Annotated in this window: 14 protein-coding genes and 1 pseudogene; 6 read left to right on the top strand and 9 right to left on the bottom strand. The window is 70.3% G+C overall.

The window, feature by feature from the left end; genetic code table 11:
• Positions 1 to 90: 90 nt before the first annotated feature.
• Together ACIPJ2_RS12935 and ACIPJ2_RS12930 are read left to right on the top strand one after the other, a co-directional pair.
• A pseudogene (locus ACIPJ2_RS12935) lies at positions 91 to 300 on the top strand (helix-turn-helix domain-containing protein); the annotation flags it as partial.
• 52 nt (positions 301 to 352) lie between these two features.
• Positions 353 to 499, top strand: a complete 147-nt coding sequence (locus tag ACIPJ2_RS12930) for a hypothetical protein (protein ID WP_402729153.1) — start codon at positions 353 to 355, stop codon at positions 497 to 499.
• A gap of 192 nt (positions 500 to 691) precedes the next feature.
• On the opposite strand, the gene ACIPJ2_RS12925 is transcribed toward ACIPJ2_RS12930, so the two are convergent.
• Positions 692 to 2149 (bottom strand): inositol monophosphatase family protein, encoded by a 1458-nt coding sequence (locus tag ACIPJ2_RS12925; protein WP_402729152.1) that lies wholly within the window; start codon positions 2147 to 2149, stop codon positions 692 to 694.
• 142 nt (positions 2150 to 2291) lie between these two features.
• Here ACIPJ2_RS12925 and ACIPJ2_RS12920 point away from each other — a divergent pair, with 142 nt between their 5' ends.
• Positions 2292 to 2771 carry a DUF3054 domain-containing protein gene (locus ACIPJ2_RS12920; protein WP_402729151.1) on the top strand — a complete coding sequence of 160 codons (480 nt, stop codon included), beginning with the start codon at positions 2292 to 2294 and terminating at the stop codon, positions 2769 to 2771.
• 39 nt (positions 2772 to 2810) lie between these two features.
• Positions 2811 to 2993, top strand: coding sequence for a hypothetical protein (locus ACIPJ2_RS12915; RefSeq protein ID WP_402729150.1), 183 nt, complete (start codon positions 2811 to 2813; stop codon positions 2991 to 2993).
• A gap of 19 nt (positions 2994 to 3012) precedes the next feature.
• Here the strand turns inward: ACIPJ2_RS12915 and ACIPJ2_RS12910 are convergent, their stop codons facing one another.
• The gene (locus ACIPJ2_RS12910; protein WP_402729149.1) at positions 3013 to 3663 is read right to left on the bottom strand and encodes a spermidine/putrescine ABC transporter substrate-binding protein; all 651 of its coding nucleotides are present in this window, start codon (positions 3661 to 3663) and stop codon (positions 3013 to 3015) included.
• A 35-nt stretch (positions 3664 to 3698) separates the two neighbouring features.
• Positions 3699 to 4649: a DUF3097 domain-containing protein gene (locus ACIPJ2_RS12905; protein ID WP_402729148.1), complete on the bottom strand. Its 951-nt coding sequence runs from the start codon at positions 4647 to 4649 to the stop codon at positions 3699 to 3701.
• Between the two features lie 30 nt (positions 4650 to 4679).
• Here ACIPJ2_RS12905 and ACIPJ2_RS12900 point away from each other — a divergent pair, with 30 nt between their 5' ends.
• On the top strand, positions 4680 to 5231 hold the full coding sequence (locus ACIPJ2_RS12900; RefSeq protein ID WP_281267272.1) for a GNAT family N-acetyltransferase: 552 nt from the start codon (positions 4680 to 4682) through the stop codon (positions 5229 to 5231).
• Here the strand turns inward: ACIPJ2_RS12900 and ACIPJ2_RS12895 are convergent.
• From ACIPJ2_RS12895 to ACIPJ2_RS12870, 6 genes are all read right to left on the bottom strand, one after another.
• On the bottom strand, positions 5182 to 6108 hold the full coding sequence (locus tag ACIPJ2_RS12895; RefSeq protein ID WP_402729147.1) for an arginase family protein: 927 nt from the start codon (positions 6106 to 6108) through the stop codon (positions 5182 to 5184). The genes ACIPJ2_RS12900 and ACIPJ2_RS12895 overlap by 50 nt on opposite strands.
• A 295-nt stretch (positions 6109 to 6403) precedes the next feature.
• A complete protein-coding gene (locus ACIPJ2_RS12890; RefSeq protein WP_281267270.1) occupies positions 6404 to 8056 on the bottom strand; it encodes an ABC transporter ATP-binding protein in 1653 nt (550 codons plus the stop codon).
• Positions 8057 to 8142: 86 nt separating this feature from the next.
• Entirely contained in the window at positions 8143 to 9693 is a 1551-nt protein-coding gene (locus ACIPJ2_RS12885) for an ABC transporter transmembrane domain-containing protein (RefSeq protein ID WP_402729146.1), read from the bottom strand.
• A 71-nt stretch (positions 9694 to 9764) separates the two neighbouring features.
• Entirely contained in the window at positions 9765 to 11192 is a 1428-nt protein-coding gene (locus ACIPJ2_RS12880; RefSeq protein WP_402729145.1) for a hypothetical protein, read from the bottom strand.
• Positions 11189 to 12388 carry a hypothetical protein gene (locus tag ACIPJ2_RS12875; protein ID WP_402729144.1) on the bottom strand — a complete coding sequence of 400 codons (1200 nt, stop codon included), beginning with the start codon at positions 12386 to 12388 and terminating at the stop codon, positions 11189 to 11191. Before ACIPJ2_RS12875 ends, ACIPJ2_RS12880 begins: the two co-directional genes overlap by 4 nt.
• 81 nt (positions 12389 to 12469) lie before the next feature.
• Positions 12470 to 12652 carry a hypothetical protein gene (locus ACIPJ2_RS12870; protein WP_402729143.1) on the bottom strand — a complete coding sequence of 61 codons (183 nt, stop codon included), beginning with the start codon at positions 12650 to 12652 and terminating at the stop codon, positions 12470 to 12472.
• Positions 12653 to 12955: 303 nt separating this feature from the next.
• Between ACIPJ2_RS12870 and ACIPJ2_RS12865 the strand changes: the two genes are divergently transcribed.
• The gene (locus tag ACIPJ2_RS12865) at positions 12956 to 14005 is read left to right on the top strand and encodes a zinc-binding dehydrogenase (protein ID WP_402729142.1); all 1050 of its coding nucleotides are present in this window, start codon (positions 12956 to 12958) and stop codon (positions 14003 to 14005) included.
• The last annotated feature ends 155 nt before the right edge of the window (positions 14006 to 14160 follow it).

Here is a 14160-nt window from a genome sequence, read left to right as displayed (position 1 = left end):
CACGGTGCCCGTGGAGTGCAACAGTAGGGACGCCGGACGACCGGTGACTGTGTGCACGCACAGAGTTCGGTGAACGAGGAGGATGACACCATGACCGACCTCGACGAGCTCCGCCGACTCCGCCGTGCGCGGAGCCGGATGGACCGCGAGTACGCCGAGCCCCTCGACGTCCCCGCCCTGGCCGCGTCGGCGTACATGTCCACCGCGCACTTCAGCCGACGCTTCCGCGACGCCTACGGCGAGACCCCGTACGCGTACCTGATGACCCGGCGGATCGAACGGGCGCAGGCGCTGCTCCGCGAGCAGTTTCGAGAGAAGCACGGGGCGCGGACGCCCGCCTAGGGTCGGTCGCATGACCATCCAGATCAGCGGCGTGCACGTGCTCGCCGACGACATCGACCTCGCCGTCGCCTTCTCCCGCGACACGATCGGCTTCTCCGTCCGCGACGCGGCCGTCCGCGACCCTGCTGGCAACATGGTCCGGATCGCCCAGGCCTGAGCAGGTCCGGAACCGGACCGAAGGCGGACGGGAGGCTCGTGGCGGCCCCGCCACGAGCCTCCCGGCCGTCCTCCACACGTCAGGGACGCACCGCACCCACCCAGACCGCGTGCAGTTCATCGGCCGCACCCGGGTGCGCCACCAGGAACGGCGCACCCACCGGCGGGAACCCCTCGACCGGCCCGTCGACGGTCATGACGACGCCACGGCCTCGTGCACGAGCAGCACGGCCGCACCGTGGTCGATCGGGTCGAACGCCGACACGCACCCGCCGATCCCCCGCCCCGCCGCGACCTGCGCGATCGTCAGCGTGCCGGACCCCTGGACGCGGAGCGTGCAGGACCGCGCGGCGAGGGCGTCGAGGAACGCGCCGAACCCCGGCCACGGCAGGTGTCCGTCGAGCTCGGTCCCGACGACCGCGCCCGCCAACGACCTCGGGGTGTCGTCGAGCCGGAGCTGCCGGTCGCGGATCACGGCGCCGCGGCCCCGACGCGCCTCGAACACCTCGCCACGCCACGGATCCGCGACGACGCCGACGAGCGGACGCCCGCTCCGGGTGAGACAGAGCGACGTACTTGTCCACGGGACGCCGTTCGCGAGGTTCGTCGTCCCGTCCACCGGGTCGAGGTACCAGCGGTGCTTGTCGCCTGGCGCGTGGCCGTACTCCTCGCCGGAGAAGCCGTGCGTGGGGAACGCCGCGCGGACGCGACCCCTGACGTGCTGCTCGACGAGCCGGTCGACGTCCGTGACGAGATCGGCCTCGTGCGCCTTCGTCGTCACCGAGCCGACCGGGTGCTCCCGCGTGTACGCGATCACCTCGTGCGCGATCCGGTGCGCGAGCGCCTGTGCCCGCGAGGCCACCTCGGCCTCGGTCGCCTCGTGGTCCGGCTCCGGCCACCCGTCCCGTTCGGCCGCGGCGAGCGCTGCACGAAGGGCGGCGAGGTCGTTCGTGGTGATCGAGTCCGCGCCGAGCCGAGCCGCCCAGATCGCCGGCTCCGGTGCGTCCACGGTCCACACCGCGACCTGCAGGCCGAGGCCGTGGGCGGCCTCGATGGTCCTCGGGGTCAGGAAGGCGACGTCGAGGTTCAGCGTCGACGGCCCGAGCGCCACCAGGTCGTCGGGCGTCGGCGGGTCGAGGGACTCCCACGCCAGCCAGACGTCCGCATCCGGGAGCACCTCGCGCACCGCAGCCATCGCCTCCTGCGCTCCGCACCACGCGACGGCGACGGCGGCGCTCGACGACGCCACCGTGCGTGCGGCGACGCGGGCGTCCTCGGCGTCGGTGAGGTCGATCAGCAGCGACGACCCGCAGCCGTCCAGCCGTTCCAGCACCGCGTCGAGCCGCGGGATGCGGTCGAGGCCGTTCCCGAGCCGGGCGACGTCACACCACGGCACGTCCGCCACCCGACGCGCGTCGCCCCACATCCGGCCGAGCGTCTCGTCGTGCAGCAGGACGGCGACACCGTCCGCCGTCCGCCGGACGTCCACCTCGATCACGTCGGCGCCGAGCGCCTCGGCCACCGCGACGGCCGGCAGGGTGTTCTCGCGGCGGACCCGTGGCGCGCCACGGTGCGCCACCAGGCGCGGCATCCGGACGGACGGGAGGCTCGGTTCAGCTGGACGACTCCGGGTCGCGTCCGTCGTCGTCATGGCTCTGCCTTCCGTGGAGACTTCCGTCCCGCGTCGTCACGGTTCGGTCTCGCATCGTCGCGGACCCGGTTGAACACCAGGTTGCCGGGTGCACCACCGGCAGGTGAACTCGTTGCCGCGCCGTGCCTGCGACAATGAGGCGGTGACCGATCGCACCTGGGGCTGGCTCGCAGCCGCCATCGACGTCGTCCTGATCATCGTGTTCACGCTGATCGGACGGTCGTCCCACGGCGAGGCGTCCTCGTTGGTCGGACTGTGGACCACCGCGTACCCGTTCCTCGCGGGATGGGCGATCGCCTACGTCACGAGTGGTGCGTGGGCCCGCCCGCTGCGCTTCTGGCCGACCGGTGTCGTCGCGTGGATCCTCACGGTGTTCGTCGGCATGGCGATCAGGGTCGCGACCGGGCAGGGCGTCGTCGACGGCAACCCGCTGCCGATCTCGTTCGTCATCGTCGCGACGATCGTGCTCGGGGTGTTCCTGCTCGGGTGGCGGGCGATCGCGCGGGGTGTCCTGCGGGCCGTCGCGCGGCGACAGCAGCGGTCGGCGCCGGCGGTCGAGGACGACCCGGCGAACGACGACCCGTCGACGGAGCCCTCGGCCGGTGTGACGCCGGGCACCTGAGCGGACGACCAAGAGTTCGTCGATGGTTGGATTCGTCGTATGCGTCGATCGAACGTGCTGTGGCTCGTGTTCCTGTTGCTCGGACTCGTGTTCGGCGCTGTTGCAGTCGTCCTCCTCACGAGCAGCGCCCCAGGCGTGTTCGGATGGATCGCGGTCGCCTGCAGCGTGATCATCCTGGCGAGCACCGCGGTGGGCTACCGACGTTCCCGCTTTCGTCCCTGATCGCTTGGGGCGCCGGACGTCAGAACAAGCCGCCGCGTGGGGCGTCGCCGTCGAGCCCCCGGAACATGTCGGACACGAGCGCCTCGATCTGCGGCTCGACCAGACGTTCGACGGCTTCGGCGATCCGCGGCCGGTGGTCGATGAGGGCGAGGCACACCGCCGTCCCCGTCGAGCGCGCGCACTCGTCGGAGAGGTCGATCTCGTGCCGGAGTGCCGCCTTCGCCTCGTCGGACAGGGGCTCGCGCGGTGCGGCGTCCGACGTTGCCCCGGTGCCGGCGAGCTCGCCGAGCGTGAAGAGGAACGGTGCGCCCTCCTGCGGCTGCGGGTCGACGTCGAGGCCCTGGAACTCGGGCGAGAGTCCCTCGGCCGGCTGGTACCCGGCGTCGCGCTTGCGGGCGGCGGCGCGTTCGAGTTCCCGCTGCAGCAGCGGCAGGTTCTTCGCCGTGTAGTCGTCGACGGAGTCCTCGATGATCGTCGAGATCCGACCGATCAGCGCGTGCTGGACGGGATGCGGCACGTCGGGCCCGAAGCCCGCGGCGCTGGCGATCGGCGACCCGGTGCACTTCCGGCAGATGCGGGTGCGTGGCCGGGCGGTGCCGATCTGCCAGCGCGGGAGCCAGCGCAGCCAGACGTCGACGGCGTTCCGCACGCGCCCGTCGATGCCGTCCATGTCCCCAGGGTATGCGCCACTCCGGGGATCCGCGGCTAGGAGACGGGTTCGGTCACGAAGTCGATGAGCTCCTCGACCCGACCGAGCAGCTGCGGCTCGAGATCGGCGAACGTCCGCACCTGTCCGAGGATCCGCTGCCACGCCCTGGCGATGTCGGCCTGCTCGGCGTGCGGCCACCCGAGCGCCTGGCAGATGCCCTTCTTCCACTCGATCGACCGCGGGATGGTCGGCCACTGCTCGAGGCCCACCCGCCCGGGCTTCACCGACTGCCAGACGTCGACGAACGGGTGCCCGACGACGAGCACGTGTGCGCCCCACTTGCCCCGCATCACGGCGTCGGCGAAGCGGGACTCCTTCGACCCGGGAACCAGGTGGTCGACGAGCACACCCACTCGGCGGTCCCGCGACGGGCGGAACTCCTCGAGCACGTCGGCCAGGTTGTCCACGCCGGAGAGTTCCTCGACGACGACGCCCTCCACACGGAGGTCGGCGCCCCAGACCTTCTCCACGAGTTCGGCGTCGTGCTTGCCCTCGACCATGATCCGGGAGGGCAGCGCCACGCGCGCTCGCTGCGCCTCGACGGCGAACGATCCGGAGGCGGTGCGGAGGCGACCACCGTCGGACGCGTGGCGGACCGCCGGACCGGCACCGGGCCTCCCGTCCGATCCGGCGCGAGCCGGGGGTGCCGCTGCGGCAGAGCGCCCGACCGGCGCCTGCGGGCGACCCAGGGTGACGAGCTCGCCCTCGAGCAGGAACTGGCCGGTGAAGGGGAACGAGCGGGTGCGGCCCTTCCAGTCCTCGAGCGCGACGGTGCCGGCTTCGAGGCCGACCACGGCGCCGGCCCAGCCGGAGGCGGGGTCCTCGAGCACCATGTCGCGTTTGAGCGGCACCTGCCGCACCTTCTTCACGCCCTTCGAGCGCCAGTCGCCCGAGAGCACATCGCTGCCGTACCGGTCGTCGTCCACCCGCACGAGGGTAGCGCCCATCCTTCCGACTCTGGCGTGTACGTTCGTGTCATGGATCTGAAACTCCACTCGATGGACCTCGCTGAGCCCACGGACCGAACCCTTTTCGTCGAGTTCCTGACCACGAATCGATTTCCGTTCCACGTCTCCGCGTCGCCGACGCGAGGGGCCATTGAGAAACGGATCGACGACGGCGCCTTCGCCTCCCCAGAGCACGCGGTGTTCCGGGTCGACGTCGACGGTGCGCTCACCGGCATCGTCGTCCTCGATGACCTCGACGACGATGCGCCGATGATCGACATCCGCCTTGCTGAACCTTCGCGGGGGAACGGCATCGGGACCGTGCTCGTCGGCGCACTGGCCGATCATGTCTTCGCCGCGTTCCCCGACATCACGAGGATCGAGGCGCAGACTCGCGACGACAACGTCGCCATGCGGAAGGCCCTTGCGCGCAACAGCTGGGTGCAGGAAGCGCACTACCGCCGCACGTGGCCGGTCGACGGCGGTGCGCCGCGGGACTCCGTCGCCTACGGGATCCTGCGCGAGGACCACCTCAGCGGGACGACGACTCCGTTCCTGACTGACGTTCCGCGGAGGGCCTGAACGCGGCATCGAGCGTCCGTGCGAGTACGTCCGCAGCGGCGAGCGCCGACCGGTGGGCGCCCTCGCCCTCACCGATGAGTTCGACGATGTCGACACCCACGATCCGGCGTCGTGACACCAGTCGGCAGACGAGGTCGATGAGTTCGTGGGTACTGAACCCCCCGGGAACCGGGGTGCCCGTACTCGGCATGTGAGCCGGATCGAGGACGTCGACATCGATCGTCACGTGCCACCCGAGGTGCTGCGGGAGGTCCGCCAAGAGCTCATCGACGTCGGCGTCGATCGACGACCGTCCGCCCCAGACGACGGTCTTGGAGCCACCCTCGGGGTCGTCGTCCACTCGCTGCCGGATGCCGAACTGCACGATCCGCTCGACTCGCTCCTCACCGGCGATCCAGCTCATCACGTTCCCGTGGTGCAGCGAGGGCCGCCAGTTCCCGCGGGCCGGACGGAGGTAGTCCGTGTGAGCATCGAAGTGGATGAGACCGATCTCGCCCTCGGATGCCGCGAGGAGTCCCCTGACCACCGCATGGGTGATCGAGTGATCGCCACCGATCACGACCGGGAGCTTGCCGGAACCCGTGATCGCCTCCACTGCGCCGGCGAGTCGATCGAGCACCGGTCCGTTGCGCATCTGGACGACGTCGCCGATGTTCCCGATGTCGCCGATCCGCGCGCCGTCGAGCATGCGGCGCCCCAGTGCCGGATCCCACATCCCGCGGTCGGAACCGGGTGCGAACAAGCTGGCAGCAACCCGTCGGACGGCATCGGGGGCAGTCTTCGAGCCGCTCCGTGCGGAAGCACCGGCGTCGTATTCGACCCCGACGACGACCATGTCGAGCCCCGGATCGCTCACCGCGTGACCGAGCGTCGTCATCGGCACGCCGAACAGCCCTCGAGGGGCTTCGCCGGAACCGGGTGCGTTTCCGTGAGGACGGAGCAGACCTCCTTCGACGAGGGAGGTGATGGCGCGGAGAGCTGGCTCACGTGCGGGTTCGGGGAGGGAGCCCAGGGCGACGGACGGTGCTGTCGGCACCGCGAAACGTGAGAGGAGCGCGTGCGCACTGCGGCTGAGCTGCAGCTCCGTGCCGGTTCCGGGCGACCACAGCGTCATCGTCCCGTCTATGTCGGCACTCCGCACGACGAAGCCTTGGTCGACCGCGAGGACGTCATCAGCGTTCATGGTTTCCTTCTTCGGTTCGGGAGGTCCACTGCCGGTGGAGTTCGGCGAACAGTCCCCCGGAGTCAAGGAGTTCGCGCGGCGTGCCGATCTCGCTGACCCGACCGTGTTCCATGGTGAGGACACGGTCCGCATCGAGCGCCGCGCTCATCCGGTGCGCGATGGTGACGACGGTCCGCCCTCGGAACACCGCTGCCATGTCGCGGTCGAGCACCCGTGAGTCGTCCACGGACAGATGCGAGGTCGACTCGTCGAGGACGACGACGTCCGGGTCGCGGAGGACCACTCTCGCGAGCGCGATCCGCTGCAAGTGGACGGGATCGATCGATGTGGCCTCGAGTTCCACGTCGAGCCCATCGACATCCGTCGGTGCCCCTGCGAGCGCGAGCGCAGCGAGGAGTTCCCCGTCCGACGCCGATCTCGCCGCCAGCGCGAGGTTGTCGCGGAGCGTGCCGCTGAAGGCATGAGGGTCCTGGCTCACCATCATCCGCTTCGCGGGGGCACGGGACTCGCGGCCCACCGCGATCCGTCCGGTGTCGGGGTCCAGCGCACCAGCGATGAGCAGGCCGAGGGTCGTCTTCCCGGCTCCGGATGGCCCGAGCACCGCGAGGTGCTCGCCGTGCGCGATGTCGAGGTCGATTCCCGAGACTGCGGGCGGACCGTCGTCGTACGAGAACGACACATCTGCACAGTGGACGGCGCGCCCCGGCGTTTCGACGGGAGCGGTCACCATCTCGTCGTCGTCGTGCGAGGTCGCCACGGGTCGGGAAACGCCGGACATCCTCCGGAACGCGGCCCAGGCGAGTTGCAGCTGGTCCGACCAGTACAGGAGGTCGTCCAGCGGATCGACGACGAGCTGGACGTTGAGTGCGATCGCGACCACGGTCCCGACGCTCACCTCACCCTGTACGGCCAGCCAGCCACCCCACGTCGCCACCACCGCGAACGGGAGGTAGTAGCCGAGCTGCACGACGGGGAACCACCGCGACTGCAGTCCCAGTGTCACGCGCTCGGCCGCCTTGACCTCCCTTGCCCGGGAGTCGATGCGTCGGAGGAGTCGATCCCCTGTCCCGAGCAGTCCGAGCGTCCGAGACGCCGTGACGGTCTCGAGGACGCTGCCGTTGAAGCGCGCGTGACTCCTGAGCTCGGCCTCGTACGCGGACTGCGAGCGGCGGACGTACCATCGCGTCGACAGAACGAGGATGGGCAAGCCCACGACTGATGCGATGGCGACCCGCCAGTCGAGCACGAACGAGGCGGCCGTGGTGAAGAGGACGGTGAAGACCCCGACGAGCACCTCGGGGACACCCACGCGCACGCCTTCGGAGACCGCATCGACGTCGTTCGACGTCCTGGCCAGGACCTCTCCGCGTTCGGCTCGCTCCGTGACGCGGAGCGGGAGGCGGACCACACCTTCGACGACCTCGTCGCGGAGCTGCGCGAACACGTCCTCGCCGAACCGCCAAGACGCGTCCTGGGAGGCCACACCGAGCACGGTCCTGACGACGAGCACACCGCACAGGACGAGGAACAGCGCTGAGATCCGGTCCCACGGACCTCCCGCGGTGACACTGTCGATGAGCATGCCGAACAACACCGGCGCGCTGACCGCCGAGCCGACCGCGAGTGCGTGCCACCCCAGCATGAGTGCAAGGCGACGACGATGCGACCTGACCACCCGACGGATCGCCCCCCAGGTCTCGGTCGGCCCTGCGACGAGGAGCGGTGCGTTCACTTGAGGCCCTCTCGCTCGGCTGCGGCCTCGACCGCTCCCGGCACGTGGACCGACTGGTCGAGGACGGCGACGCGGTCGGCGACCGCGAACACCGATGGGGCCTGCGAGCACACGATCGTGGTGCGGCCGGCACGGTGGCGCGCAAGACGCTCGACCAGGCGCCGCTCGGTGACGAGGTCGAGCGACCGTGTCGGCTCGACCAAGACCAGCACCTCGGTCTCGACGGCGAGCGCCTGTGCCAGCAGGAGTCGACGGACCTGCCCGCCGGACAGGTCGCGTCCGCCCTCGCTGACCTCGCGATCGAGGTCGTCACCGATGAAGTCGTCGGCAGCCGCGACCCGGAGCACGGCGCGGGCATGGTCGTCGTCCTGGGCGCCGAGGATCTCGCGCACGGTGCCGGAGACGAGGCGTGCGTCGGAATCGAGCATGACGGCATGCCTCCTCACCGCTCCCTCGTCCCATTCGGACCAACGCGTCGGGCCGACGTATGAGCACGTTGCGTCGGCTTCTCCGACCAGGCGGGAGGCGACGGAGCGGAGCGTCGCGAGCTCCACGCCGGTCACGAGCAGGAACTCGGGCGAACGGGCCACCACACCGCTCACCTCGTCCACGAGGTCACCGGTCGGCGTTCCGTCGCGTCCGGTACGTGGCGGGTGTCCAGCGTCGAGCAGCGTCTGCTCCCGCCGTGCCGCGACGGCGATCGCAGGCACTTCGTTCCAGGCCCCGATGAAGGACCCGACAGGACCGACGAGGAAGACGCCGAGCCCGTAGTAGGTGACCAGATCGCCCGCCGTCTGGTCGCCGGAACGCCACTGCCACAGCGCGATCCCCAGGATGAGCAGGACGAATGCGCTCGGGATCGCGACCTGGACACCGGCGATGAGCGCGCGTCGACGCGCGACCGTGAGGCCCGCGAGACGCATCTGGGCGGACGCATCGCGGAACCGGCGGAGGAACACGTCCTCGGCGCCGATGCCGCGGAGGTCGCGGAGTCCACTCGCCGCGTCGGCAGCCAGTCCTGCGACCGCGCCCGCACGCGCGCGGTGCCGCTCGAGCGGCTGTTCGAGCAGGCCGACCAGTGCCGGCAGGAAGAGGGCGATGCACAGTGCTCCGACGATGATGGACCCACCGATCACCCAGGAGTTCGCGACGAGGTACACGCCGATCGCGACGAAGGTCACGAGCGACACGACCAACGACCGGGCCACGCCCACCACTCCGGCGATGGTCTCGGTGTCCGTCTCCGCTGTCTCGACGGCATCGCCGAGACCCACGCGCTCACCGATCACCGATCGGCTCGCCACGAGGTGCGCGCCGACTGCGCGCTTGCGACCGACTGCGATGTCGATCTCGGCGCTGCGAGCAACGGCATGAGCGACCACCGACGACGCCACGCGAGCGACGACCACCAGTGCCAACACGCCGGAGGCGATGAAGACCGTGTCGAACCGTCCACGCTCGACTCCGTCGACGACCTGCCCGAGCCCGATCGGCAGGCACGCCTCGGCGAGTGTGCCCGCGAGTGCGAGACCGATGAGCCCGGCCAACGCCCGTCGATGTCCTCGAAGCAAGGGACGGAGCGACGCGAACGTGTGCCCGAGTGCAGCCGTCGTGCCGCTCACAGTGCCAGCTCGATCGGTCGGACTCCGCGGAAGTGCCGCCGCACGGCATCCATGCTGCCGAGCGCGTGCAGGTCACGGAACAGCTCGATCACCCCGTCCATCGCGGGTCCGCCGCGCGCCCCGAGGGCGACCTTGAGCAGACACCTGAGATCTCGTTTGCGTGGCACGATCGTCTCGTGTCGATGGGACCGGAACCCGAAACTCGCGCCGAACTGCAGGTCCACTCTGCGGCGGTCCGCCTCGGTCCGGATCACCCCGAGGAGCAGGCGGTACCCGAGCAGGTCGTCGTCCTCGAGACGCAGGACCGTGAACGGGGCGACCCGCACCGAGCCGTCTCGTGTGTCCGCGCCCCGCGGTCGGTTCGCGGGATGGGCAACGGTCTCGAAGAGCCCCCGGTCGACGGAGAGCGCTCGCGCGAACGCCTCGTTGTTCCTCGCCACCAGCGCGACGTGGGTCCTGCGCCAATCCGGGTCGAGGAAGAACGAGTTGTCGAGCGCGATCGCCGAGCGTGGAGGGAGCGCGGCGCCGAGGACCGCGCGGGCGTTCCGCAGTGTCTCGGGGTCGGACACCGCAGCAGTCAGCGCGTCGTTGCGGTGGACCACGACTGCGCCGGCGTTCGCCAGCTCGAGCCCCAGCTGGTCGAGCTTGAGCGCCGAACGCGCCTCGATCACGGTCGCGGTGTCCGTTCCGGTCAAGGTCGTGAGGAGCTGTTGTTTCGGCCAGACGCCCGGCGTCAGGCTCGGGTCCACGATCACCGTTCGCGGAGCCCCCTGCGCTGCCCAGGCAGTGGACAGTTCGATGAAGTCGACGGTGTGGAGGTCCCAGTCGTAGCGGACCGGCTCGAGCACGACCACATCTGCGCGGGTTGCGACGAGTTCAGCCACCGACCGGCACCGTGACCAGGACGCAAACGACGTCGACACGAGCTCGATCAGCATCGTCGTCTCGAAGTAGTCACCCAGCAGGGCGACCTTCGGGAGCCTGCCGTGGACGGAGCGGAACTCGTACGCGGCGACGTGGAGCGCCACCGTGAGTGCCGCCATCCCGCTGCTGCACACGACTCCTGACGCCGTCCATCCGGTGATGTCGGGCTCCCCGTCCACCAGCCTGCCGTCGAGCACGGCGCTCGGGGCGCTCCGCTCGTAGCCGTAGTCGATTCCGGGATCCGCGTCACGACCGGACGGAGGACTCGCGAAACGATCCACCACGGAACGGTCTGCGCGACTCCGCAGCACGTGCCGGAGGTCGATGTACCTGTCGTGCAGGAAGCGCTCCTGCTCGCGGTGGTCTCCGGCCGCGTCCCCGGCCGCGAGGTCCCGGGAGATCCGCGCCATCCCTGACGGATCGAGCTGCGCGTTCTCGTCGAGCACCCGCTGGAGCAGCGTGCGTTCGAGCTCGAGCGCGCTCGAACTGTCGGCGTTCACCGCGTTGCCGCCATCTCGGTGTCGACCGGACGGAGTGCGTCATCGACGATCAGGTACTCGCGGAGGTTGCCCAGGAGGTTGAAATCGCGACGGTTCGTCATGGTGTAGGCGCCTGCGTTGGTCAGGACGAGCCGTTCCCCGACGGACACCGCCGCCATGTCGATGAGCGGACGTCCTGCGCGACCGGTCATCCCGAAGAAGTCGTTCTCGTAGAGCGTGTTCCCGGATACCAGCCGGGCGGACTTCGGTTGACGCTCGGGTTCGTCGAGCGGCACAGCGGCCGGGAGGTGCCACGGGGCGTAGTTCCAGGCGGACGTGTCCACCTGCACAACCTCGGCGCCGTAGGCGGGATGTGCCTGCTCGATCGACTGGACCGTCGTCACGAGGTATCCATGCGGGCCGAGGACGGCTGCTCCGGGTTCGAACCGGATCGCCATCGGCCGCCCGGTCCGGGCACGCCACTGCGCGAGCAGTTCATCAGCCGTCTGGAGCGCACGCCGTGCCACGGCTCGATCCGCGTAGAAGTCGTAGAACCCGCCGCCGAAGTCGATGAGCTCCACGTGGGACATGGATTCCGCAACGGTGAGGGTGTACCGGAGTTCCCAGAGGAACAGGTGAGGGGACAGCTGCCCGGTGTGCAGGTGCAGCCGTGTGACGCGCAGCCGGTGCCGGACCAAGACCGCGTGGACGGCTGGATCGGTGGCGCCGACCCCGAACCGGCTGTTCGCACCGAAGGAGTTGGCCGTGTCCAGCGTCTCGGGAATCGGCAGACGCAAACGGAGCCCGACGTCGGAACCCGACCGGGTCCTGCCGATCAGTTCCAGCTGGTCGATCGACGTCGCATCCAGGACGACACCGCGCTCAGCGAGCCGGTCGAGAGCTCCCTCGTCGGAGAAGCTCGGACCTGTCGCCGACAGCTCGTCAAACCCGACTGACACGGCGAGGTCGAGTTCGCGGACCGATGCACAGTCCGCGCCGAGTCCTGCGTCCGCGAGGTGCCGGAGCACCGCGGGCGTGTGGCAGGACTTCAGCGCGACGTTCAGCCTGGCGCCCGAGACCAGGGACACGTCATCGAGCATTCGTCCGACCGAGCGCATCGCGTTGTCGACGTCGTACACGAGAGCGGGTGTGGGGACAGTGAGCATGTGGTCGAAGACCGAGCGGTGCGGCGGGGTCACGACTGGATCGAGGTGCACTGAGGTCCTTCGCGGAAGCGGGTTCTGGTTGCGGAGCGTCCAAAGGCGTGGCGCGCCGAACCCGGCACGCCACGCCGTTGATCAGGACATCTGACGCGGGCGGCTTCCACCCAGCGTCGAGAACTCGCTCGTGATCTCGATGACGTCACGACGCTCGACCGTCATCGCGGCTTCCGCGGTGTCGGGGACGACGACGTCCCAACCGCTGAAGTCATCGAGGGCGGCCAGAGCGGATTCGAGCTCGTTCACGGCAGTCGGTGACATGGCATTTCTCCTCTTGCGTAGGAGCGAGGAGCACCTGAGCGACCCCCCGCCGTCCGTCCCGATCCACTCAGATCGGGTTGACGGAAATCTAGCGCCGGAGCGTGAAACATCACCCTCCTGAATTCTGATTTCCATGAGTATTCTCAGATTCCGGTGGGTCGAAAAGAGGACATGGGGTACGCAACGCAGCGGGCGCATCGCGGCCTCGCATGATGTGCGTAGGGTCGTGGTCATGCACCGTCGCGGAGGGGTCGGAGCGCCGACACTCGGCGGGTGCCTCGTCATCTCGAAAGGACAGCGACCTTGCGCGCAGCAGTCATCCACGCCCCTCGCGACATCCGGGTCGAGGCCCGCGACCAGCCGTCGCTCATCAGCCAGCGGGACGCGGTCGTCAAGGTCGCGGCCGCGTGCGTGTGCGGGTCGGACCTCTGGCCCTACCGGGGTGTGACCGAGACGAAGCACGCGCGCCCCATCGGCCACGAGATGATCGGCGAGGTCACCGCGGTCGGCAGCGAGGTGACCGGGCTCGCGGTCGGTGACTTCGTGATCTCCCCCTTCACGATGAACGACGGCACCTGCCAGGCGTGCCGCAACGGCATGACGACGGGCTGCGAGCACCTCTCCGGCTTCGGCGGCAAGGACGCGTACGGCGACCCGGTCGGCGGCGCACAGGCGGAGTACGTCCGCGTCCCCGATGCGTCGGCGACGCTCGTGGTGGTCCCTGGTCCGGTCGACCCGGCGCTGTACCCGTCGCTGCTCACCCTGTCGGACGTCTTCTCGACCGGGCACCACGCGGCGGTCTCGGCAGCGGTCGGTCCCGGCAAGACCGTCGTCGTGGTCGGTGACGGCGCGGTCGGGCTCTGCGCCGTGCTCGCGGCGAAGCGCCTCGGCGCGGAGCGCATCATCGCGATGAGCCGGCACGCCGACCGTCAGGCGCTCGCGCGCGAGTTCGGCGCGACGGACATCGTCGAGACCCGCGGCGACGAGGGCGTGCAGGCCGTGCGGGACCTGCTCGGCGGGGACCTCGCCGACTGCGCAGTCGAGGCCGTCGGTACCGAGGAGAGCATGGACCAGGCGCTGCACGTCGTGCGGGCCGGCGGCAACCTCGGCTTCGTCGGGGTGCCGCACGGGGTACCGACGATCGGGATGCGCTACCTGTTCGACACGAACATCACGGTAGGCGGCGGCATGGCCCCCGCACGCACGTACATCCCCGAGCTCCTGCCCGACGTGCTGTCCGGTGCGATCGACCCCGGTCGCGTGTTCGACCTGGAGCTCCCCCTCGACGAGGCAGCCGAGGCGTACGCGGCGATGGACGAGCGTCGCGCGATCAAGGTGTTGCTGCGCCCGTAGCCGGTCGTGCGGGGTGGGCGATCCGGCCCATCGCACCCGCAATGGGAGGGGGGGGGGGGGGGGGGGGGGGGGGGGGGGGGGGCGCGCCCCCCCGCGGGGGGGGGGGGGGGGGGGGGGGGGGGGGGGGGGGGCGGGGCCGCGCCCGGGGTGGGGGT

The organism is Curtobacterium sp. NPDC090217 (genome assembly GCF_044746705.1).
GTDB lineage: Bacteria > Actinomycetota > Actinomycetes > Actinomycetales > Microbacteriaceae > Curtobacterium.
This window is presented reverse-complemented; position numbering and strand designations above follow the sequence as displayed.